Below are 19,582 nucleotides of genomic sequence, written 5' to 3' on the forward strand. Positions count from 1 at the left end.
GGCGCGGTGACCCCGGCGCCCATGGTCCGGTAGAACACCGCCATGTGCGACGCGCCCCCGGGCAGCAGTGTCCACCCGGTCGGGGTGGTGATCGTCGCCGCGGTGTTGGCGTGGGTGACCGACAGCAGCAGCAGCGCGCCGTTCGGTACACCCGCTGGCAGCGGCGGGTTCAACGTCGCGTTGTTGCCCGTGGTGAACGCGGCCGCGCCGAACCGGGACACGTCGGCCGCGTCGATGGCGGTCACGCGGTAGGTGTTCGGGACACCGGCCGCGAACTCGTAGTCGTCGAGCTTGCCCACACCGCCGCTCAAGCCGACCTTGTCGCCCCCGCGCACGGTGGTCCAGGTGATGCCGTTGGTGGAACGCTCGACGAGTGCGTAGTCAGCGTCGGTGCTCAGGCCGCTGAACTCCACCCGCACACGGCCGAGGTCGTCGAGGTAGGTCGTGGTGGTGGTCATCGCATCCCACCGGTTCCGGCGGCGACGGCGCGGCGGGTCTGGCGGCCGGCGTCGTCGAGGTCGATTCGGATGCGCTCCTGGATCCCCTTGCCGAGGTCCACCGCCAGCTCGATCACCCGCGGGCCGCCGAAGGTCTGCGCGTTCGACACCACGCGCCCGGTCTGGCCGGGAACGAACAGCTCGGGCCCGCGCTCGCCGACGATGTACGGCCGGCCGCCGCGGGCGGTGCCGCCCTTGGCCAGGTACGGAATGTGCGGAATCGCAGGGATGCCGACCACGCCGGAGATGTTGTTGATGCCGTCGATGGCGCCGTTCAGCAGCCGGATCGCGCCGTTGAGGGCGCCCTTCAGGCCGTTGCCGATGCCCGACCAGATCCCGGAGAAGAAGGACCCGACGCCGTTCCACACGCCCTTGATGAAGTTCCACGCGTCGTTGAAACGGTCGCGGACCCAGTTCATCGCGGTGGTCACGCCGCCGGTGATGCCGCTCCACACGCCGGAGAACCAGCCGGTGACCCCGGACCACACGCCCTTGATGAAGTTCCAGGCGTCGACGAGCCGTTGCCAGATCCATTGAGCGGCAACGGTGACGGCGTCCTTCACCACGTTCCACAGCCACACGAAGAAGGCCGCGATCGGGTCCCAATAGGTGATGATCACCGCGACGATCGCGATCAGCGCGACGATCGCGAGGATGACCACACCGATCGGGTTGGCCCACAGCGACGCGTTCAAGATGTTCTGCACGACTATCCACGCGCCGATCGCCGCGATCAGCGGGATGATCCAGCTCGTGTTTTGCGCGATGAAATTGGCGATGTTCGCGAGCACGGGCGCCAGGAAGTTGATGACCGGCACCAGGATGTTGCCGATGGTCGTGGCGAGGTTCGCGAACGCTGAGGCCAGCGGCGGGATCGCCGGTGCGACCGCGGCCAGCAGCGCGCCGAGCACCTTGGACACCACGCCGGCCACGGTGTTCAGTGCCTGGAAGAACTTCACGAGCGTGTCGTGGCCCTGCGCGGAGTCCAGGAACTCGCGCACGGTGTTCAGCAGCGGACCGATGAACCCGCCGAGTCCACCGCCGGCGTCCTGGATGGCACCGAGTACGGAGCTGATGATTCCGATCACGTCGCCGACGACACCGAAGAACGACTTGAAACCGCTTACGGCGCCCTGAATCCACTGCGTCAGCTCGCCGGAGTCGGCGAAACTCTGCACCGCGACGTTGAACTTCTCGCCGGCCGCGCCGAGTCCGCCCGACAGCTGCACCAGGATCGGCATCGCAACCGCGCCGATCCGCAGGAACGCGGCGATCACCGGCGCCAGGAACGCACCGATGTTCTGGATCACCCGCGCCGTGCCGGACAGCAGCGTGTTGACCTGCTCGGTGCCCTTCGCGGACGCGACGACGCCGGTGACCTTGGTCGCCACGCCGCCCATCGCGGTCGCGATCTGCTGAAACCCGCTCGTCGTCTTCGGCAACAGCCCTTGCAGGTTCCGCACCGCGGGCAACAGCGCCGATTCGAAGCTCGACGACACCGCGGCCTTGAGCGAGGTCATCTGCGGGTTCAGCTGGGCGAACGCGCGCTTGGCCCCGTCGGCGCCGAGCTTGGCCGCGACCATCGCGCCAGCGAGCGCGAACCCGCCGGCCACCGCCAGCGGCAGCAGGCCGGCCGCGGCGATGATGCCGTTGATGGCGACGGGCAGCAGGTTCGCGACCGACGCCGCCGACGCGGCCTTGGACGCCAGGCTCATCACGCCGCGCGCGGCGTTGCCGACACCAGCGGCGAAGTCGTTCAGTGCCTTACTGCGCTTCTTGGCGTCGTCGGCCAGCGACTTCATTTCGGCCTTGGCGACCGCGGCCGCGGCGACCAGACCGGCACTGGACCCGTCGAACTTGATCTTTACGGTGCGTTCGCCGAGGGCCATCACGCACCGCCCTGGGAGAACTCGCGCACCACGTCGTCGACCGCGGCGTGCCACTCACGCGAGATGGTGGGTGCCTCGGCCTCGACGAGCGGGAAGAACGCGTACGCCTGCTGCCCGGCGTGCGGCCGGTACTGACGGCCGGCCGCCGAGGCGTAGCGGGCGGCGGAGAACCAGCCGCTCCGGCCGTTCATGCCGAACAGCGAGCCGAACAACATCCCCCACGCCGGCGACAGGTGGCGGCCGAGCTTGCGCGTGCCGCCCACCTGGATCGCCGGCACCCGGTCGCGCACCGCCTTGACCGTCGTCGCCAGGTTCGGTCCCTGCGGTCCACCGTGGGCGGACACGTCCACCACGGCCTTGACCGCGAGCTTGCGGGCCAGCGCCTGCGAGTGGTCCCGGATCGCCTTCTGCGCCGACTTCGGCAGCACGGAGAACGCGCGCAGGATCTCCCGCACACCGTCGATGCGCACGGTGACCACGAGCGTGGTCTTCGCCATCGGGGTGCACCTCCTCGCGCCTTATCCGGACATCTGGGCGGAGCCGAATCGGCTCGGGCCTTCACCTGGCCCCGAGGTCTTTCCCCTGGCCTGCTTCTCGGCTTGTTCGAGATGCCACGCCATGGTGGTGATCGATCGTTCGTCGAGTCGTTCGATGTACTGCGGCGCAATGCCTGTAGCTACCGCGATCCCCAGGACCGTGTAGCTCAGGGAGCCGCGGGGGTAGGGCCCGGCGGCTCCTCCTCACCGACCGGCAGCACGTCGAAGGTCTCTTCGAACTCGACCAGCTTCGCCGGGGTGTCGGCCGCGTGCTGGATCTTCATCACCAGGTGCGCCAGCTGGTAGAGCGTGGCCATCGAGACGCCGGCCTCGAAGTCGGAGAACTTGACGCCGGTCGCCCGCTCGAACAGCAGGAAGTGCCGCGGCTTGACGACCACCTCGGCGTCGAACCCGCTGTCACCAGTGATGTGGAGCGTGATCATGTACGTGCCTCCTAGTAGGACAGAACGGAACGCTTGATGTCGGCCGGGGTGCCGGTGTAGTCGACGAACGCCCGACCGGCGTTGGTGTCGCCCTCGGGGAACCCGAACGTGCCCGTGTGGATCGGCCCGATCGCCCGCGTGACCCCGCCGGCGAGCGGGACCACCAGGTCCTCGACGGGGAGGCCGTCGAACGTGGCCTGTGTCTGGACGGTGACCTGTGCCATTGAGCCGCCGGTGTTGGACACCAGCAGGAACACCGACGCGCCGGTGTCGATGATGTCGCCGTCCACGTTCGGGGACGTCGCTGTCGGGATGGTCCCGGCGCGGGTGATCTTCTGTGTGGTGACGGATTGCCTGGCCATGTCGTAGATCTCCCTTACGGCCGCGAGAACACGGGGTCGTCGATGCACATGAACGTGATCTCGGTCATCTCCTGGTCGCCCCGGTCGCCACCGACCGGCGCCGGCTGAACCAGCACCTGTCCGTTCCACCGCACGTGTTCGGCGGGGATGTCGGGGTGGTGGTCGAGCTGGAAATCCGCGACCACGCCGCGGTTGTTCCAGCAGAAGTCCTCGAACCCGCCGACCACCCATTTGCTGTAGGTCTTCAGCTGCAGCGTGGGTTCCGCGTCGGTCTCGGCGATCGTGACGCCGTCCGGGCAGTAGCTGCGCAGCCGGTCGCCGTCCTGGATTCCCGGATCGAGGTTCCAGCTCGACAGCTGGCACTCGACCGACACCGTGCCGATCGTGAGGTTCAGCAGCTTCAGCCGCCGCGCGGTGAGGTTGCCCATCCTGTCCTCCTCCTACAAACCCACGTCGACCGTGAAGGCGTACGTGGGGAGCTGAGTCCCGCCCTGCTGGAGCAGGCCCGGGGATGCCGAGGCGACCGTGAACAGCGGGTCAGCCTCGATCGCGTCGCGCATCGGCTCGACGAGCGGGTACAGCCGATCGGTGGCGTACTCGTCGAACGGCACGACCAAGTGCACGACGAACGTGGCTTCCGTCGGCCCGGCGCCGCGGCCGAAGCTGCCCCACTCCAGAGTCGGCGGCGTGACAACCGCGCTCACCCCGGTCACCGTGGCGCCGGGGTTCTCGTAGATCCGGCCGTCGAGCTGCTCGACGGTGGCCAGCGCGGCTTTCAGCGCCGCAGCGGCGTCCTCGATCTGGGTCATGCGAACACCGGCCCGCGGAACCGCCCGATGCGCAACAGCCGCTCGATGTCCGGATCGAACGAGGGGACCCGGGCCGAGCCCAGTTCGCCCATGGTCACCAGCGCCTCCGGCGATCGGCGGCGGGTGAACCATCGGCCGGCCAGCCGGAGCGTGCCGAGCACCAGATCCGCATCCGGCACGGTGGCCTCGGGCAGCGGGTTCGGTCGGTAGTCCACATCGGACCGGACCCGCTGCACGAACGTGACCGCCGCATCAAGCTGTGCCTGAAGCGCCGCGTCATCGCTCGCCCCGGCGGGCGAGTTCATGTCGGCTTTCAGGTCCGCCAGCGGCGGCGGCCACGTCACCATGACTCAGGCCGCCGTGACCTGGCCGGCGCGGATCGCCTTGGAGACGGTGCTGCTGGCACCCTTCTGCCGGGCGACCGCGGCGGTGTAGGCCCAGATGCCGAGCACGACCGACTCGGGGCCGGCCTGCTCCTCGAACCGGAACCGCGCAATGTTGCCTTCGAACAGCAGCACGTCCGCCGGGCGCATCACCAGGAACTTTTCCGGGTAGGTCGCGCCGTCGCCGATGCCGTCGGTGGCGATCACGCCGAGACCCTCGATCCGGCCGTCCACCGCGACTTCGCCGACGCCGGCCACGTTCATGATGCCCGCGGTCTCCGAGGGGATCAGCGGTCGGCCGGTGGTGTCCTTCAGCTTCAGGAACTTCCCGTACCGGGTGACGGTCGAAACCAGGATGCTGGCGGGCTTCTTGCGCGCGTTGCGCACGGCGATCGCGAGGTCGATCGACGCATCGAGCGCCGGGGTTGCCGGGGCCACGCCGGTGAACGCCGCTTCGGTGGCGAACGTCGCGGAGGCGATCGGAGCGCCTGCGGCGGCGATGCACACGGCCCCCACCTTCGCCTCGACCTTGGCGTTGTAGACCTCCATGAGGTCGCCGTAGATCAGCAGGTCGATGGCCGGGTTCGACATGTCGAGCATTTGCCGGGACACGATCTGCTTGCCCGCGGTCGGCTTCGGCGTCGCGGTGTCCACGTCGGAGTCCCACGCGTCCGTGCCCGACACCGGGTCGTTCTCGTTCGCCTGCTCGGCCACGACGTTGTCCGTGCCCACGGTCTGCTTGGGCAGAGTGATCGGCCGCGGGTCGTCGCCGAGCGGGATGTTCCGCACGGCGTTGGCCAGCGCGCGGCCCTGGCGGGCCAGGGTCTCGAACTCCTCGGTCATCCAGTGCGGCGGAACCACACCGGGGCCGTTCGCGCCGGTCGTCAGTGCACGGGTGTGCTCGGCGAGCCGGTCGCGAGCAACCGTGTCGTCGCCCATCTGCGACCGGTACAGGTCGCCGAAGAACGAGTGGCTGCCGCCCTTGCGTCGGTAGTGGCCCGGGTCGCGATCCTGTGTGGTGACGCGGGAACGGGTCTTGGTGCCCGCGTCGTTGCCGCCGGTGCCTGCCGGTTGCTCGGCGACGCCGAGGTTTTCGCCGCCGGCCTGCGTGGCGCCCGCGTCCCCGGCGGCCGACTCGACCGTTGCGGCGGCGGAGCGCACCGCGGCCGCGCGCTTCTCGATGTCGACCAGCTGCGTGACCTGGGCGCCGATCGCCTCAAGCTGCTTGGCCTCGGCGGTGATCGACCGGACCTCTTCGTCGGTGAGGTCGCGGTTCTCGGTGGCCGCGCGGGTCTGCGTGGCGAGGATGGAATCTTCGAGCGCCGTCAGCTTCGTCTGCTGGGCGGCGAGGTACGGGTTCTTCGGGGGCACAGCCTCTCCCGGATGTTGTCGAAACCATCCGGGGTGTCGCTTGCTCGATCTCGTCGAGACGCGGGGTGCCGGTTCTCTTGGCGGCTATCGTAACCGATGAAGCGGGTACGCCGGTTACCCGTCGCTGCGGGCCAGGACGCCACGCAGGTACGGAGAGGTCGAGGTGGCCAGCATCCGCCGCACGGCCAGCAGCCGCGGCGTGCCGTCGTCGTCCTGGTCCTCGTCGTCGATCTCGTCGGCGGAGCGCACACCGCTGATCGCGGCGTGATCGCCGTAAGCGCCTTGGAGCGTGGCGACGACCTCGGTCAGGTGCGCCCGGGTACGGATGACGGTCCCTTCCGCGGCGCGCTTGTTCTTGTCCTCACGGAACCCGATGGACAGGTGCGGCAGTACGCCATCGCGCACCAGCTCCAGCGTCTCGTCTCCGGCCGGGGTCTTCGACACCCGCCACTCGCCGTACAGGCCGGCCGCGTCGTCGCGGAGACTCACCGTCTTGCCGACCAACGTCCCGCCGAGCGACATGTGCTCACGCGCGAACGGGATGCGGTGCGCCGCACGCAGCTGGTGGTTGAACGCGCCGCGCGCGAACGCCTCCACCAACGTCCGGTCGATCCGCTGTGGACGGTCGTAGGGCACGGCGATGCCGACGATGGTGCGGCCGTCGCCGCCCTGCGCGGCCGAGCGCACCTCCAGATCCGGCGTGAAGGACCGGAAGACGACCTCAGCCACGGTATGCCTCCTTGCGCAGGTCCGGACGGATGGCGTAGTGCCCGCCGCAGATCCCGAAGTCGTCGATGAACTCGGGCTTGTCGCAGGCGGGGAGCGCGGGCGCGACGTCGCGCCCGACGCGGCACACCGGGCGCCCGTCAGTGGTCCTCGCTACCGGCGCCGCGGTGGCGGGCTTTCCCTCGACGTCGGTGGGCGGCTGCTCGTCGGTCGTCGGCTGCTCGGTGGCGGGCGCCTGCTGGTCCTCGGTCGGCGCCTGGTCGCTGGTCGTCTCCACCGGCGGTGCGCCGTCGCCGGCGGGCTGCTCCTCGCCGACAGGCGGGGACAGCTCGGCGACGTCCTCGGCAGGCTGCGCCGCGGCGGGCGCGGCCTGCTCGGTACGCGGGCGGGTGTTGCGGCGGGATGCAGCGCTCACGGCTTGGCTCCTGTCTGGGTGGCGTTTGCGGGTGCGGGAGGCGCGGCCGGCTTCCGCTCGTCGATGCCCTCGACGGGCGGCAGGTCTTCGATCGAGCGCGCTTCCGACGGCAGCAGGAACCCGGACCGGATACCGATGTCGTGCGCCTGGTAGCGCGCCAACGTGTCGGCCCGCAGCAGCGCGTTCAGGTTCGCCTTGGCGCAGCGCTCCGGCGGCATCTGGTCGGACAGGGTCTGCTCGAACCGGGCCAGGTGCCCGCCGAGGGAGAACTTCAACAGGTCGATGGTTTCGGTCTCGCTGGTCGCGTACGTCATCGAATCCCCTGACGACGCGCCGAGGAACCGCGGCGGCAGCCCGAAGATCAGCGCCAGCTCGGTCAACGAGAACTTGCGTGCCTCGACCAGTTCCAGCTTTTCCGGGTCCCACCCGAGCGCCTCGAACGAGGTCGTTGCGTTGAGGACGGCCACCGTCCGCTCGCGCTGCGACTTCAGCCACCCGGCCTTGAGGTCGTTGGCCTCGCCCTGCGTTAGGTCGGGGTTGTCGGACTTCAGCACCGCCGTCGGGACGCCGTGCTGCGAGATCGACCGCGCCTGCGCCTGCAACTCCGAGGCGAGGTCGAGCGTGCCGTTCAGGTGCGCCTCCAGCACCCCGAACCCGCGCAGCGCGCCGGGCGCGCACGGGCCCTTGATGTGGATGATCTGGTGTTCGGCGTAGGACAGGCCGCCGATCCAGTATTCGACCGCGCCGACCGGGAGCGGCGAGTAGTCCATTCCGGACACGCGGCGGACGCCGACCCAGTTGGCCGGGACCGGCAGCACCGCAGTGGGGTAGCCGAGATCGTCGCGCGCAGCCACCACCCCGACCGCGTTGCCGTGCCACACCAGATCCAGCGCCCACGAAGAGAAGGTGGTCATCCGGTTGTCCGGCGGCGCCGGCTTGGCGAGCAGCGGCGGTGTCGGGGTGACCTTCTCCAGGTGTCCGGCGTCCGCCTCGTCGTAGGCGTTCCAGGGCACCCCGCCGAGCAGGTCCGAGATCAGGATGGCGGCGCGCCACGCGCCGGGGATGGACATCGCGCCGCGGTACTGCTGGATCTGCGAGAGCCCGGACACGCCGCCCGGGGTGCCGTCGATGATCAGTTCGAACCCGGACCCGGCGTAGCGGTTGTGCTGCGCCTGCGTGCTGCGCGGGCGCAGCATCTTGCCCAGGCCCATCAGCGCGCGCCCTTCCACTCGGCGAGCGTCCCGACGCCGAGCAGCGCGACGCCGCCGACGAGCAGCGTCCACGCCGGACCGACCAGCATCGAGAACCCGGTGAGCGCGCCGCCCGTGCCGGCGAGCTGCGCGGCGACCGCGGCCCGGCTGCGGCCCTGCGTGGCGACGCTGCGGGCGATGCGGACAGCGGCGGCCAGCACCGCGCGGACGCGCTTCGGGGCGCCGGCCTCGTCGGTGCTCGGCTGCACGGGCGGTCCTCCGCTTCGTCGGCTACTGCATTCGAGTGCGTACAGGTGTTCGATTCGTTGCCGATTGTCGCACAGTTCCGAGTGCCTCCTCGGCAGGCTGATCAGTAGACGGCGGAGCGTGGCGGCGGCTGCTCGACCGGCAGCGTCCGCGCCAAGTGCACGGCGCCCGCGCTGGCGTAGGCGCCGTCACAGTTGCCGTCGCCGCGGCGGGTGAATCGCCAGCGGTCGCCTGACTTCAGCTTCTCGGCGCCCTTCACCTGCGCGTTGAGCAGCGGGTCATCGGACTGCGCGATGTCGCCGTCTTCGACCTGCTGCGCGAAGCCCATGCACACGGCTGGGACGTCGCTGCGGATCTCCTCGATCTCGACGCCTTTGGGCGGCCAGTTGGCTTGCGGGCCGTCGGCGAGGTCGGCGGCGAACGCGGCGGCCGGGCCGTCGGGGAACCACCCGAACTTCTTCGCCTTGGCGACCTTGCCGGGCAGCTCCCGTCGCATCTTCCGCATGTCCGTCCATGCGGCGACCGCCTCGACGCGCACCCGGCCGTCGTCGAGCACGGCCGCGGCGACGAGCGTGGCGTGTCGACTGCCCGGCGACACGTCGAGCACCATCGCCGTCCGGCCGCGCAGGTGCGCCATGTCGCCGATGTCCAGGCAGCCGCCATCCGGCGCCGGCGCCGACCACTTCGCGCCGTTGATCGCCGGGTCCAGGTTCTCGACCTGCATACACAGGATCTCGGTCAGGTAGGTGGCCAACTCCTCACCGCCGTTGCGGATCGCGCGCCGCGCGTCCGACAGCAGCGATCGCAAGTCGATCCGGCGGCCGAGGTTCGGGTTTGCCGCGGCCAGGGCGTACGGGTCGTCCGCCTGCGACCCCGGCGGCGCCGACCACTCGAACAACCCGAGTTGCGGGTCACCGTCGGCGCGGATCACCTCGACGCCCTCGACCACCTCCACGGCCTCACTGCGCAGCGAGATCAGAACCACGCTGCGCTTGTCGCCCTGGTTGGTGATGCCGAACGCCTGCGCGTCCGGGACGGCGTTCATCGCGTTGTAGGAGGCGTTCCACGCTTCCCAGGTCTGGTGTTCGCGCAACTCGTCGAGGATGAGCTTCCCGACTGTGAGCGACCGGCCGCCCTTTCGGTTGGAAGCGGCGATCTTGTACCGGCTCTTGTGGACCGTCTTCAGGGTCTGCTCACCGTTCGCCCGGCGGATGCCGGTGCGCAGCGGCACGTCCTCGGCGAGTTCCTCGATCTCCTCGACCAGCTCGACGGCCTTTTCCCACGACTCCTTCGCGTAGTCGAGGTTCGTGCTGGTGCCCAGCACCAGCCGCACGCGCGCGACGAACAGCCAGTACAGCGACAGCACCACGAGCACGTGCGTCTTGCCGTTCTGGCGCGCGACGATGACGAGCACCTTGCGGAACCGCGGCATGCCGTCCGGCAGCAGCTCGCCGGCGTGGATCACCAGGAACCGTTCCCACGGGTCAAGCGGCTTTTCGAGGATGTCGCGCGCGAAGTTGTCGACCGCGAACCCGTACGACGTCGCCGGGGTCAGCGCGCACCCGCAGCCGCACGGGCCGGGCGCGCCGACGATGAGCGGCGGCGTGTACAGCCGCGGTTCGGTGCTACCCAGTACGGCCGTCGTGCTCGTCCCGGAGGGCTCGGAGCTTGGCCTTCTTGGGGCTTTCGGCGGCGCCGTCATGCGCACCCCCCTTCGGCACGATCGACTTGCGCGCCGCCGGGGTCGCGCCGAGCGCGTCGAGCACCGCCAGCAGCCGCCCGGACAGCTCGGCCACGGTCCGCCCGCTCGTCTCGACGTCGAGCGCCACGGCGAGCCGCCGCGCGAGCGTGGCCGCGCCGACATCCTCGTCCTCCAAGTCGAGCGCTTCCAACGTCTGCTCGACGGCGGCCAGCACGCTGCCCGTGGCCGGCTCGACGCCCTCGCCGGGCTCCTCCGGCGCGCTCATCGCGGATCCGTGTATGCCGGGGAGAGAGAGGACACAGGGACGTGGATGTCCTGGCCGCGGGGGTCCTCCAAAAAACCGCAGGTCAGGGGCTCGTCCACTGTAGACGCGCATTTCCGCAGGTCAGAGGCTTGTACGCGTCGCGTCGTGCGCATGGTCGTCACCACTCCGTCAGGGGCCGAGGCTCGGGGTCAGGTGCGGGAGCGGGCTCGCCGGCGTCGAGGTTGCACTGACGGTGCGCGGCCACGCACCGCTCCGGGTTGTCGCCGTGCCTCTTGCCGTCGAGGTGGTGCACCTGCGCGCTGCGTGGGTGCGGGTGACGGTGCCTGCGCTCGATGGGCTCATGGCACAGCTGGCACACCCACCGGTCCCGGTCCAGCACGTACGCCCGGATACCACGCCACCGGCGGGTGCTGCCGTTCGTCCACCCCGCACTCACTCGAACAGCGTAACCGTCTATTCGGGGTAGGCGGTTAGAGCGGCGGGCGCACGAGATGCCGGGTGCCCGCTGCTACCCGGGGGCGCCCGGCCTCGTGTCGTTCAGGCCACGGGCCGTTTGCGGCGGTAGAGCCACAGTGGCCCGTCATCCGCGGAGTTCACCTCCAGCTCGTACCGGACCGCGCGGATGGTCATCTCCGGCCCGGACGGTCCGGCGAACTCCGGCAGCTCGATCACGGTGGGAGGCCGGCCGTCCTCGCCGCACTCCATGACGCGAAGGGTGCCGTCCGCTGGTCCGCCGACGAACTCGACAACGACCCCGGTCACGGGCGCCACTCCTCGCGGTAGTCGGGGTGCTCGGCGTACTCCATGCCGAGCAGACGCACCACATCGCGGTACGCCTCGGTGTAGCCGTCGCCGCCGGACGCGTACGTCACCAGGTCGAGAATTCGGCGCTTGACCTGGATGTCCGTGCTCAGGCGTCGTCCGCAGTCGTCGTGGTAGTAGTCGTGCCTCGCGTCGTACGCCCAGCCCTCGGCCTCGTCGAGCCGTGCCCGCAGGAACAGCACCAGCGCTTCGATCACCTCGGCCTCGGCCAGCAAGTCGCCCACCGTCACCACCGGTCCCCGGACCACAGCACCATGACCGTGGCGCCGTCGCGGCGGCAGAGGTGGCCACGGCTACCAAGCCCCACCCAGCAGTGCGTGTCATCGGAGAACCCGCACTCGGCGCAGCGACGCCGACGCCACTGGCCGTCCGGCGAGTACTCCACCGGAGGCTGCTCGACGACGAGCACGAGCGGGCGCAGCAACGCGCCAACGGCGAGCATGCCTTGCGCGAGCGCCTGGCCCTCGCGCTCGCGACGCTCGGCCGGGGTCAGGTCCCGGGTCGGGATCGGCCGGGTGATGCCGAGCCGGCGGGCGGTCCCGCGGACGATGGTCCGGCTCACGCGTCCGGCGTAGGTGGCGCTCATGCGCGCGGCCTCCGGCCCTTGAGCGCGGCACCGACGATGACGGCCAGCACCAGCAGCACGGCGCCGGTGGCGCTGTACCGCCAGTCGCCGAGCCAGAGCCAGGCGAGCACGCCAGCGGCGAACAGGACCACGCCGGCGGCGAGTCCGGGCGGCGCCGGGGCGGGGTTCGGTTTGGTGCTCACGGTTCCTCCGTGGTTGGTCGGGCTGGCGGGGCCGGGCGGCCCCCGCCAGCGTCGGGTGTTGCTACCTGCCAGCCGCTGGCGTCAACGCCAGCTGTCCGGTGCGCTCCTGGCGAAGCCTCGCCAGGGCCTGGCGCACCTCGTGCTCGCTCACGTCGAGCTGACGCGCGAGCACGCTGCGGCCGGGCGGCCGGAGCCCCGCGCGTTCTGCGGCAGCGATCACGCTGGCGACCTTCTCGGCGAGATCTTCGCTGGTAACCAAGTCGTCGCCAGGTTCATCGCCCGGTTCTGGCGACGCTGGCGCACCCTCCGCCGGGTCCTGGTGAGCGGGCTCCGGGTCCTGGTGCGGCTGCTCCGGGACCTGGTGCGCGGGCTCGACCTCGGCCAGCGTCGCGGGGTTGGCGCGGACCAGCAGCGCGCCCAGGTGCACCAGCGCCGCCAGGCTGGCGGGCGGGATGCTCCCGACGATGCTGGCGAGCCACCAGGAACCGGCGGGGCCGCCACCGGTCAACCCGTGGTAGCCGGCGTTCGCCAGCACGCTGGTGCTGATGGTCGCCAGCGCCAAGCCGCGGGCGTAGTTCCGGGTCTGCGCCGGGGCGCCCTGGCCGAGCCACACCAGCGTGCTGGCGACGATGGCCACGTCGATGGCGATCGGCAGCAGCGCGCTGGCGTCGATGGCCACCGGCGACAGCGGCAGGTCGACGGTGGTGTAGCCGACGAGCCGCGCCAGACCGGCGAGGCCGGCGTAGCTGATCAGCATCGACGACGCCGCCGAGAGGACGATGCACACCCACGCGGCGCCCCTGAATCCGCGGCTCACTGGTCGGCCCGCTCGGCGTCGTCGACAAGCGCCGCGGCGTGCAGTTCGTCGAGTAGAAGTTGCCGGTTCTCCGCGTGCCAGTCGGCGGTTACGTCGCGGGTGATCTCCGAGTCGGACCGGCGCAGCTCGGCGATCTCGTCGACCAGGTTGGCGGCACGTCGGCTCATGTACAGGATGCGGGGAAGCGCGAAGCGCGTCATGGCGCGTGGTCCTTTCGATCATGGGAAGTAGGCCGGTCGGTGGTGCGCCCCGCTCGGTCACGGACCGGCGGCGCCTACGCGCGGCGGGGGCGAAGATCAGTCATGCCTCGATACCGCGCCGACGCAGCTCGGTGATCACGATCTGCCGGTTCGCCTCGGCCTGGTCCGGCCGAATGCCGCACAGCGCGGCGACCTGCTCGAAGTCCGGCAGCATCTCCTGCAAGTCGTCGGTGGCCATCGAGCGGGCGACGTCCTCGCGGCCCGCGAGGATCCGGGCGGTCGCGACGTCGGCGACACACCGCCGGTTCTGCTCGGCCTCCAGCAGCGCGACGTGGCGGTCGCGGTAGTTCTCGTCGCTCAGATCATTGGCAATCGCGTTGATCACGGCGGTCTGCTCGATCAGCTTGGCCGAAGTGGCGGCGGCGTACTTCGCGACGAGGCGCATCATGGTCTGCTCGGTCATCGTGGTTCTCCGGTCTGGTGTGAACGGTCCGTCAGTGGGTGGGGTTGGTGCGGGAGCTGGGCTGCCGGTCGATTCCGCGTCGGATCCGCGCGGCAATGACGTGCTGCCGGAGGGTGTAGTTCAGGCCGGGCGTCCGGAGCGCTTCGTGCAACTCGGCGTCGGTCATCGCGTCGACCTTGGCCACGATCGCTTCCATGTCGGCGGCCTCGCGCTGGGCGATCTCGAACGCGCGGGTCAGGGTGCGGCTGATCGAGCTGCCGCGCGTCGAGGTCAGCCGCCAAGCGGTGGCGCTGAGCCGCTCGACGATCGTTCCGAGGTTCGGCTGTCCGACGTAGTAGACGCCGGGGCGCAGCTCGTTCATGCGCTCGACGCCTGCCTTTGCGGCGATGGTCTTCACGCGGGCGCTGATCACGGTCGTGCTCCTGTCTGGTGTGGACGGTCGTGTGGTTGCGCCCTCCCAGGACTCGAACGCCGGGTGTCTGCCAGTTGGGCCGTGGTGCCGCCTCGGCCGAAGCCGGGGCGGGTGGTCAGCTGTAGCGCCGGTATCGGTCGGTTCGGCCGCCGGTCCCGCTGATCGACTGGCGACGCACGGTGTGCAGTCGCACCACCTCGGGTTCGTCGTCCATCGCGAGTTCGTAGGTGCCATCGGCGTTGACGCCGACGACGAAACAGATGTCGTGGAGGTCCACGAGGGAGCCGAAGTAGGCGACGTAGTCGCCGGGCTTGATCTGCGATGCCTCGGTCATGTGGTCCTCCGTGGTTGGTGGTCCCGACTGGGTGGGATCTCACCCTAACACGGGTGAGATCCCACCTGTCAAGCAGGATTTATAGGTGGGACCTCACCCGTGATATCTTCTTGCCATGGCGAACCAACGCGCTGACGACAAGTTCCCTGGCCGGGTGTGGGCGCCGCGCGATCTGTGGCTACGCGCCGGCGAGGTCGCCACCGCGCGGGGAACTAACCGCGGGGACGAGATCGTCAAGTTCCTGCGGTACTACGTCGGTGAGCCGGACGCCGAGCTGCCGACGCGGGCGAGCCGCCAGGAACCCGACGCGCCAACAGGTAGCTCTTGAGCGTTGGCCGCGGGTGATCCTCCCGGTAGCGCGCCATCTCCCACTCATAGCCGCCCGTCACCCGCTCAGCCTGCTCGTCCCACAGCCGCACCGCTTCCCGGTACGAACGCACCACGTCGGCGTGCTCGACGCTGCACGGGTGCGACCGGCACGGCGACCGGCCCGGGTCCAACGACGTCATGACGCGACCGCCTGCGGCGCCGTGAGCGCGTCCGTCGCGGCCTGGTGCGTGGGGCACGGGTGCTCGATGGGATCGCCGGCGGCGTCGTGGCAGCGCATACACATGCGCGGGTCGCCAGACGCGTCGGGAACGTGCTGGCGCTGCACGGTGTACAGCGCGTCCCGGTACCGCTGCCACTCCGCGTGGCTGGCGTCGGCGCGGTGGCGTGCCTTGATGTCGCGCATCCGGTCGTCGAGTTCGTCGAGCCGAGCCCGCAGGTGCCCACGGAAGTAGAGCGTCCGGCTCCGCCAGTCCGAGTACTTCACGTGCGCCTCGGCGAACACCGTTTGCGAGACCTGCCCGGCGTCGCGTTGCGCCCGCAGCGCCGAGAGCGATGTGCGCCGCGACTCCAGGTCCACGGCGATCTTGCGGTTGATGCGGTCAAGGACGCCGTGTACGGCGATCGCGTCGGCCTCTGCCGCGATCAGCTGGTGCCAGCTGATCGCGCTTCGGCTGCTCAGTGTCTCCCGCACCACGCGGTCAAGTTCGTCTTCCTCCGCCGTCGTCGGCGTCAGGTACTGGCTCACCGGTCCTCCCGGTCCAGGCGTTGGATGGCGCGGGACTTGGCGACGCGCTCGCGCACGGCCAGCCGAGCCCGCAGGAACGCGGCGTACGCGCGGACAACCGCGCTGACGGGGTCAGTCACCGGAGACCACTTCCGGGCTGGTGGGGGTCAGCTCGTCCGGCTCGCTCGCGTCGTCGGCTTCCTCGGCAGCGCGCAGCGCGAGACCGGACAGGGCCGGTCCGTCGCCTGCCGGGCGCACGGGGCGCCGGAACTCCATCACGCCGTCCTGGCCGAAAAGGCACGCCGTCTCGCCGTGCTGCCACTGCTCGGCCGGCCCCTCGTACGGACGCCACACCGCGACCCACGAGCGCGGGTCACTGGCACGCTCGGCGTCCGCGCGCAGCCGCTCCGCTTCGCCGCGGGCAGCGTCGCGCTCGTTCCTCAGGCGGGCGATCTCGGCGAACACCGCCGGGTCGGCGAGTAGCCCAGCGTCCGCGACCGCGGCCTGACGGCGCCGGTACATGGCGCGCATTGGCTCGCCGAGGTCGGCCCACCAGACGCCGTTCGCCGGGCTGTCACAGAACACCTCCGCCGCCCGCTCGATCACCTCGGCGCGCGTCGGCGTCGCCGGGCCGGGCAGCACCTCGACCAGTTCGCCGGTCCGGTCGAGCAGCTCGGCCCACGGCAGATGCGGCGAAGCCGTCTCCGTCATGAACCACAAGCCGTCATGTCCGCGTGCCCACCGGCGGCGGGCCGGGTCGTAGACCTCGGTCACGTCGTCCGGCTCGGCGTCGCCGATCTCGAACGCGCGCGGCCGGTCCATCCGGTAGCCCACCGCGCCAAGCGCCGCGCGCACCGACGCCTCAATCAGGCCGCTCACGGCCCAATCGGGTTCCTTGCCGCGCACCGCGGCGACGATGGCGGGCAGGTCGGCGACCTCGCCCACCGCGACCCACACCGGGTGCTGGCAGCTGTCGAACGGCTCGGCGTCCGCCACGCTCAGGAAGTCGGTCATCATGCGGCCCTTCGTCTGGTGATCAAGTAGGCCTTGAGCGTCGGCCGCGGGTGGTCCTCGCGGTACAACGCCAGTTCGGGCCCGTACCCGCCGGTGACCCGCTCCGCCTGCTCGTCCCAGAGCCGGACGGCTTCCCAGAACGAGCGCACAAGGTCGGCGTGCTCGGTACTGCACGGATGCGTCCGGCATGGCGACCGGCCCGGGTCAAGCGACGTCATACCCAGCTCCTCGATCAGAGGTTGCGGCGTGGGCCTCGAGGCCCACGCCGCCGAACAGGGTCGGTTCGGCGAGTCGGTTGGACCAGAGCACTTCAGTGCGTTCCTGGCGGGTGCCGCCCTGGCCGGTGGTCGTCTCGATCCGGTGGACGTGCCAGCCGGGGTACAGCTCGGCGTACAGCGGCGAGTCGTAGCCGGACAGCACGACAGCGGCGCGGCATGCCTGCAGCGCCTCGGCGAGCGCGCGGTGCTCGGCCGCGGCCGCCATCTCGTGCCGGTAGGCGCCGGACACGCGAGTGGTGCCGAGGTACGGCGGATCGACATAGAGCAGCACGCGCGGGCTCTGCCCGTAGCGCTCGATCAGCTCCAGCGCGGGCTGGCACTCGAGCGACACGCCGGCGAGCCGGGCGGCGGCCGGTCCGATCCGCTCGACGTAGCCGCCGAGGTAGCCCGGCATCCCGATGGACGAGCCGGCCGGGTCGACGTAGTGGCGCCATCCGGTGCGCAGCAGCGTGCCCGTGCGGGACTGCGAGAGCCGCACCCACACCCGCCGCGCCCGCTCGACGTCGTCCGGGGCTTCGCCGAGCGCGTACGCCTCCAGGAACTCGGCCCGCGCGTGCGGGGTGAGCGCACACACCCGCTCCAGGTCGCCCGGCCGATCCCGCAGCACCCGCCAGAACAGCATCAGGTCGCCGTCGATGTCGTTGACCGTCTCCATCCGGGACGGACGCTTGGCCAGCAGCACCGCCAGCGACCCGCCGAACGGTTCCACGTAGTGCTCGTGCTCCGGCAGCATTCCCGCGATCTGCCCAGCCAGCTTGGTTTTCCCGCCGAAGTAGGCGAACGGGGGTTTCACGATGCCTCCAGGCGTTCGGTTGCCGGGTCGTCGCCGGGCTGGGGCGGGTGTCCTGCGTGCAGATCCGGGAACGGGCGGGACTCCCTCAGGTACGGGTTGCCGGGACGGCCGGTCAGTCGCGGGGGTGGCGGTCCGATCGGGACAGACGGCGGAGGCTCCACAGTGGAAGGAACCCCGGTACCTGTGACGAGCCCGTCCCCGTCCCGTCCCGGAGACCTCTGCACCTGCGACGAGGACCCGTCACGTCGTTGGTCAGCGGGCAGGGTGGTGCCCGGTTCGGTGACGTGTTCGCGCACGTCGGCGCCGTCGGGGGCTGGTGTGGTTGCTGCGCCGGGAGTGACGACGAGACCTGTAACCGGACCTGTGACCGGACCTGTGACGAGGCCAGCGACGGTCACAGGTCCTGTCGTAGGTAGGTCCAGCAGCACCATGCCCGCCTGGAACGGCGTCCGCTTGCCCTTCTTCCGGTTGCAGCCTCGGCACGCGATTACCAAGTTGCCCATGCCGCCGGCGATCTCCGGGTCTACGTGGTCGTAGGTCAAGCCGTCGTCGGACACGCGGTCGCTGAACGGGCAGAAAACGCCGCAGTAGCGGCACGTGTCGCGGTCGCGCAGCCGGACCGCAGCTTTCAGCGCCGAGTTCCGCAACTCCCGGTCCTTCGCACGCTTGACGTCCACTTCGGCCTTCGCCGGATTCCTGTCGAGATAGTCATGGATCAAGAACTCGAAGTCGGGTTTCCACTCGCGGCCGTCGAGGCACGGGCACTTCGGCGGCTTGCCGTGCTCGTCGAGCTGGTGCAGCAGCGGCTGACGGCCGAACCTTGCGCGCAGCAGCCGGCGCGTGGTCGCGGCGGTGCCGAACAAATCGGCGACGTCGGCCGTGACGAACCCGTCGGTGCCCGCGCCGGCAACCCACGTGAGCAGCTGTATGAAGTGCCCGAGTGCTCCGTTGATCTGGTCCTTCTTGCGGTCGCCGGTGACGCCGTCGTCGGCGAGCCCGCGGATCTTCACCGACATCTGTAGCCGGTCGTCGAGGCGTGCCCAGGGCATCAGGCACCGCCGATCATGAGCATGGTCATGCGGCGGGCTCGGCTCCCGCGTCCGCGTGCTCGGTCCCGGCGGCGTCGGCGATGCGGCGTAGCGCGCGCTGAACGGTGCTCAGGGACACGCCGACAGCGGCGGCGATGGTGTGGTTTCCGTTGCCCACGGCGGCCAGCTCCGCGATCTCGGCGTCGCGGCGCGTGACGCGCTCGTGCGACCGGTCGGGCAGCCCGTAGGCGCCGCGGATCTGGTTGACCGTCTTGCGGCTCAGGCCGAGTTCGCGGGCGATCGCGTTGTCGTGCAGACCCTTGCCGGCCAGGTCGATGATCGCCTGATCGTGCTTGCCCATCTTCCGGGCTGGTGCCGTCTTCGGCTCGGCGGTGCGGTGGCGGGCCGGGTCGTAGTCGGGGTGCAGGCCGATGGTGCCGCCGAGCGCGTCGCACCATGCCGGCGTCCTCGGGTCGGCGCGGGCAGCCAGGTGCACCAGCGCGGCAAGGAGACGGGTCGGGCTCTTCTCCAGCATCCAGTTCGCGCGGCCCCAGATCTGATTGACGTCGTAGGCGTGGATGTCGCGGGCGAACGCGGCGGCGTCGGACTCGGCGAGCGCGGAACGCTGCGGCGCGTTCCCGGTCAACTTGGGGACGTGGCGCAGGTCGCGGTTCTTCTCCGTGTGGAAGTCCACGTGATCACCTCCAAGGGGTTCAGGTAGGGAACGGCCCGGCGCGGATCGGG

Annotated in this window: 33 protein-coding genes; 1 reads left to right on the forward strand and 32 read right to left on the reverse strand. The window is 70.5% G+C overall.

Features of this window, described 5'->3' with window-relative positions:
* From AB0M82_RS39500 to AB0M82_RS39620, 25 genes are all read right to left on the reverse strand, one after another.
* Nucleotides 1-458 (reverse strand): hypothetical protein (locus AB0M82_RS39500; protein WP_364733613.1); only part of this gene is annotated, 458 nt, incomplete at its 3' end.
* Complete coding sequence (locus tag AB0M82_RS39505) at nt 455-2,386, reverse strand: hypothetical protein (RefSeq protein WP_364733616.1); 1,932 nt, start codon at nt 2,384-2,386, stop codon at nt 455-457. The genes AB0M82_RS39500 and AB0M82_RS39505, both read right to left, overlap by 4 nt.
* Nucleotides 2,386-2,883, reverse strand: a complete 498-nt coding sequence (locus AB0M82_RS39510) for a hypothetical protein (RefSeq protein WP_364733619.1) — start codon at nt 2,881-2,883, stop codon at nt 2,386-2,388. The genes AB0M82_RS39505 and AB0M82_RS39510 overlap by 1 nt, the downstream gene beginning before the upstream one ends.
* 206 nt (nt 2,884-3,089) lie before the next feature.
* A complete protein-coding gene (locus AB0M82_RS39515) occupies nt 3,090-3,365 on the reverse strand; it encodes a hypothetical protein (RefSeq protein WP_364733621.1) in 276 nt (91 codons plus the stop codon).
* An 11-nt stretch (nt 3,366-3,376) separates the two neighbouring features.
* Nucleotides 3,377-3,727 carry a hypothetical protein gene (locus AB0M82_RS39520; protein ID WP_364733624.1) on the reverse strand — a complete coding sequence of 117 codons (351 nt, stop codon included), beginning with the start codon at nt 3,725-3,727 and terminating at the stop codon, nt 3,377-3,379.
* A 14-nt stretch (nt 3,728-3,741) separates the two neighbouring features.
* Nucleotides 3,742-4,155, reverse strand: a complete 414-nt coding sequence (locus AB0M82_RS39525) for a hypothetical protein (RefSeq protein WP_364733626.1) — start codon at nt 4,153-4,155, stop codon at nt 3,742-3,744.
* A gap of 12 nt (nt 4,156-4,167) precedes the next feature.
* Nucleotides 4,168-4,536, reverse strand: coding sequence for a hypothetical protein (locus AB0M82_RS39530; RefSeq protein ID WP_364733629.1), 369 nt, complete (start codon nt 4,534-4,536; stop codon nt 4,168-4,170).
* Nucleotides 4,533-4,883 (reverse strand): hypothetical protein, encoded by a 351-nt coding sequence (locus AB0M82_RS39535; RefSeq protein WP_364733632.1) that lies wholly within the window; start codon nt 4,881-4,883, stop codon nt 4,533-4,535. The genes AB0M82_RS39530 and AB0M82_RS39535 overlap by 4 nt, the downstream gene beginning before the upstream one ends.
* A 3-nt stretch (nt 4,884-4,886) precedes the next feature.
* Nucleotides 4,887-6,290 carry a phage major capsid protein gene (locus AB0M82_RS39540; RefSeq protein WP_364733635.1) on the reverse strand — a complete coding sequence of 468 codons (1,404 nt, stop codon included), beginning with the start codon at nt 6,288-6,290 and terminating at the stop codon, nt 4,887-4,889.
* A gap of 114 nt (nt 6,291-6,404) precedes the next feature.
* On the reverse strand, nt 6,405-7,019 hold the full coding sequence (locus AB0M82_RS39545; protein WP_364733638.1) for an HK97 family phage prohead protease: 615 nt from the start codon (nt 7,017-7,019) through the stop codon (nt 6,405-6,407).
* A complete protein-coding gene (locus AB0M82_RS39550) occupies nt 7,012-7,431 on the reverse strand; it encodes a hypothetical protein (protein ID WP_364733641.1) in 420 nt (139 codons plus the stop codon). Before AB0M82_RS39550 ends, AB0M82_RS39545 begins: the two co-directional genes overlap by 8 nt.
* Nucleotides 7,428-8,660 carry a phage portal protein gene (locus AB0M82_RS39555; RefSeq protein ID WP_364733644.1) on the reverse strand — a complete coding sequence of 411 codons (1,233 nt, stop codon included), beginning with the start codon at nt 8,658-8,660 and terminating at the stop codon, nt 7,428-7,430. The genes AB0M82_RS39550 and AB0M82_RS39555 overlap by 4 nt, the downstream gene beginning before the upstream one ends.
* On the reverse strand, nt 8,642-8,890 hold the full coding sequence (locus AB0M82_RS39560) for a hypothetical protein (RefSeq protein ID WP_364733646.1): 249 nt from the start codon (nt 8,888-8,890) through the stop codon (nt 8,642-8,644). Before AB0M82_RS39560 ends, AB0M82_RS39555 begins: the two co-directional genes overlap by 19 nt.
* 101 nt (nt 8,891-8,991) lie before the next feature.
* Nucleotides 8,992-10,590, reverse strand: coding sequence for a terminase (locus AB0M82_RS39565; RefSeq protein WP_364733648.1), 1,599 nt, complete (start codon nt 10,588-10,590; stop codon nt 8,992-8,994).
* Nucleotides 10,514-10,855, reverse strand: a complete 342-nt coding sequence (locus AB0M82_RS39570; RefSeq protein WP_364733651.1) for a hypothetical protein — start codon at nt 10,853-10,855, stop codon at nt 10,514-10,516. The genes AB0M82_RS39565 and AB0M82_RS39570 overlap by 77 nt, the downstream gene beginning before the upstream one ends.
* 157 nt (nt 10,856-11,012) lie before the next feature.
* Nucleotides 11,013-11,291 (reverse strand): hypothetical protein, encoded by a 279-nt coding sequence (locus tag AB0M82_RS39575; RefSeq protein ID WP_364733654.1) that lies wholly within the window; start codon nt 11,289-11,291, stop codon nt 11,013-11,015.
* Between the two features lie 101 nt (nt 11,292-11,392).
* Nucleotides 11,393-11,617, reverse strand: coding sequence for a hypothetical protein (locus AB0M82_RS39580; protein ID WP_364733656.1), 225 nt, complete (start codon nt 11,615-11,617; stop codon nt 11,393-11,395).
* A complete protein-coding gene (locus AB0M82_RS39585; RefSeq protein ID WP_364733659.1) occupies nt 11,614-11,907 on the reverse strand; it encodes a DUF6221 family protein in 294 nt (97 codons plus the stop codon). The genes AB0M82_RS39580 and AB0M82_RS39585 overlap by 4 nt, the downstream gene beginning before the upstream one ends.
* A complete protein-coding gene (locus AB0M82_RS39590) occupies nt 11,904-12,263 on the reverse strand; it encodes a hypothetical protein (RefSeq protein ID WP_364733661.1) in 360 nt (119 codons plus the stop codon). Before AB0M82_RS39590 ends, AB0M82_RS39585 begins: the two co-directional genes overlap by 4 nt.
* Nucleotides 12,260-12,445 carry a hypothetical protein gene (locus AB0M82_RS39595; protein ID WP_364733663.1) on the reverse strand — a complete coding sequence of 62 codons (186 nt, stop codon included), beginning with the start codon at nt 12,443-12,445 and terminating at the stop codon, nt 12,260-12,262. Before AB0M82_RS39595 ends, AB0M82_RS39590 begins: the two co-directional genes overlap by 4 nt.
* 61 nt (nt 12,446-12,506) lie before the next feature.
* Entirely contained in the window at nt 12,507-13,232 is a 726-nt protein-coding gene (locus tag AB0M82_RS39600; protein ID WP_364733665.1) for a hypothetical protein, read from the reverse strand.
* A 26-nt stretch (nt 13,233-13,258) separates the two neighbouring features.
* Complete coding sequence (locus tag AB0M82_RS39605) at nt 13,259-13,462, reverse strand: hypothetical protein (protein ID WP_364733667.1); 204 nt, start codon at nt 13,460-13,462, stop codon at nt 13,259-13,261.
* 100 nt (nt 13,463-13,562) lie between these two features.
* Nucleotides 13,563-13,925 carry a hypothetical protein gene (locus AB0M82_RS39610; RefSeq protein WP_364733668.1) on the reverse strand — a complete coding sequence of 121 codons (363 nt, stop codon included), beginning with the start codon at nt 13,923-13,925 and terminating at the stop codon, nt 13,563-13,565.
* A gap of 31 nt (nt 13,926-13,956) precedes the next feature.
* Complete coding sequence (locus AB0M82_RS39615; protein WP_364733670.1) at nt 13,957-14,337, reverse strand: hypothetical protein; 381 nt, start codon at nt 14,335-14,337, stop codon at nt 13,957-13,959.
* Nucleotides 14,338-14,452: 115 nt separating this feature from the next.
* Nucleotides 14,453-14,671 (reverse strand): hypothetical protein, encoded by a 219-nt coding sequence (locus AB0M82_RS39620; RefSeq protein ID WP_364733673.1) that lies wholly within the window; start codon nt 14,669-14,671, stop codon nt 14,453-14,455.
* A 115-nt stretch (nt 14,672-14,786) separates the two neighbouring features.
* Between AB0M82_RS39620 and AB0M82_RS39625 the strand changes: the two genes are divergently transcribed.
* Nucleotides 14,787-14,999, forward strand: coding sequence for a hypothetical protein (locus AB0M82_RS39625; RefSeq protein ID WP_364733676.1), 213 nt, complete (start codon nt 14,787-14,789; stop codon nt 14,997-14,999).
* A 177-nt stretch (nt 15,000-15,176) separates the two neighbouring features.
* On the opposite strand, the gene AB0M82_RS39630 is transcribed toward AB0M82_RS39625, so the two are convergent.
* From AB0M82_RS39630 to AB0M82_RS39660, 7 genes are read right to left on the reverse strand one after another with little or no spacing between them, the layout of a single operon-like run.
* A complete protein-coding gene (locus tag AB0M82_RS39630; protein ID WP_364733678.1) occupies nt 15,177-15,746 on the reverse strand; it encodes a hypothetical protein in 570 nt (189 codons plus the stop codon).
* Nucleotides 15,743-15,865, reverse strand: a complete 123-nt coding sequence (locus tag AB0M82_RS39635) for a hypothetical protein (RefSeq protein WP_364733680.1) — start codon at nt 15,863-15,865, stop codon at nt 15,743-15,745. The genes AB0M82_RS39630 and AB0M82_RS39635 overlap by 4 nt, the downstream gene beginning before the upstream one ends.
* Nucleotides 15,858-16,742, reverse strand: a complete 885-nt coding sequence (locus AB0M82_RS39640) for a hypothetical protein (protein ID WP_364733683.1) — start codon at nt 16,740-16,742, stop codon at nt 15,858-15,860. Before AB0M82_RS39640 ends, AB0M82_RS39635 begins: the two co-directional genes overlap by 8 nt.
* The gene (locus tag AB0M82_RS39645) at nt 16,739-16,957 is read right to left on the reverse strand and encodes a hypothetical protein (RefSeq protein ID WP_364733685.1); all 219 of its coding nucleotides are present in this window, start codon (nt 16,955-16,957) and stop codon (nt 16,739-16,741) included. Before AB0M82_RS39645 ends, AB0M82_RS39640 begins: the two co-directional genes overlap by 4 nt.
* Nucleotides 16,944-17,810 (reverse strand): DNA adenine methylase, encoded by an 867-nt coding sequence (locus AB0M82_RS39650; protein ID WP_364733688.1) that lies wholly within the window; start codon nt 17,808-17,810, stop codon nt 16,944-16,946. The genes AB0M82_RS39645 and AB0M82_RS39650 overlap by 14 nt, the downstream gene beginning before the upstream one ends.
* Nucleotides 17,807-18,859, reverse strand: a complete 1,053-nt coding sequence (locus AB0M82_RS39655; protein ID WP_364733690.1) for an HNH endonuclease — start codon at nt 18,857-18,859, stop codon at nt 17,807-17,809. Before AB0M82_RS39655 ends, AB0M82_RS39650 begins: the two co-directional genes overlap by 4 nt.
* Before the next feature lie 25 nt (nt 18,860-18,884).
* Complete coding sequence (locus tag AB0M82_RS39660; RefSeq protein ID WP_364733692.1) at nt 18,885-19,532, reverse strand: hypothetical protein; 648 nt, start codon at nt 19,530-19,532, stop codon at nt 18,885-18,887.
* Nucleotides 19,533-19,582 lie beyond the last annotated feature (50 nt).

The organism is Amycolatopsis sp. NPDC051128 (assembly GCF_040682715.1).
GTDB lineage: Bacteria > Actinomycetota > Actinomycetes > Mycobacteriales > Pseudonocardiaceae > Amycolatopsis.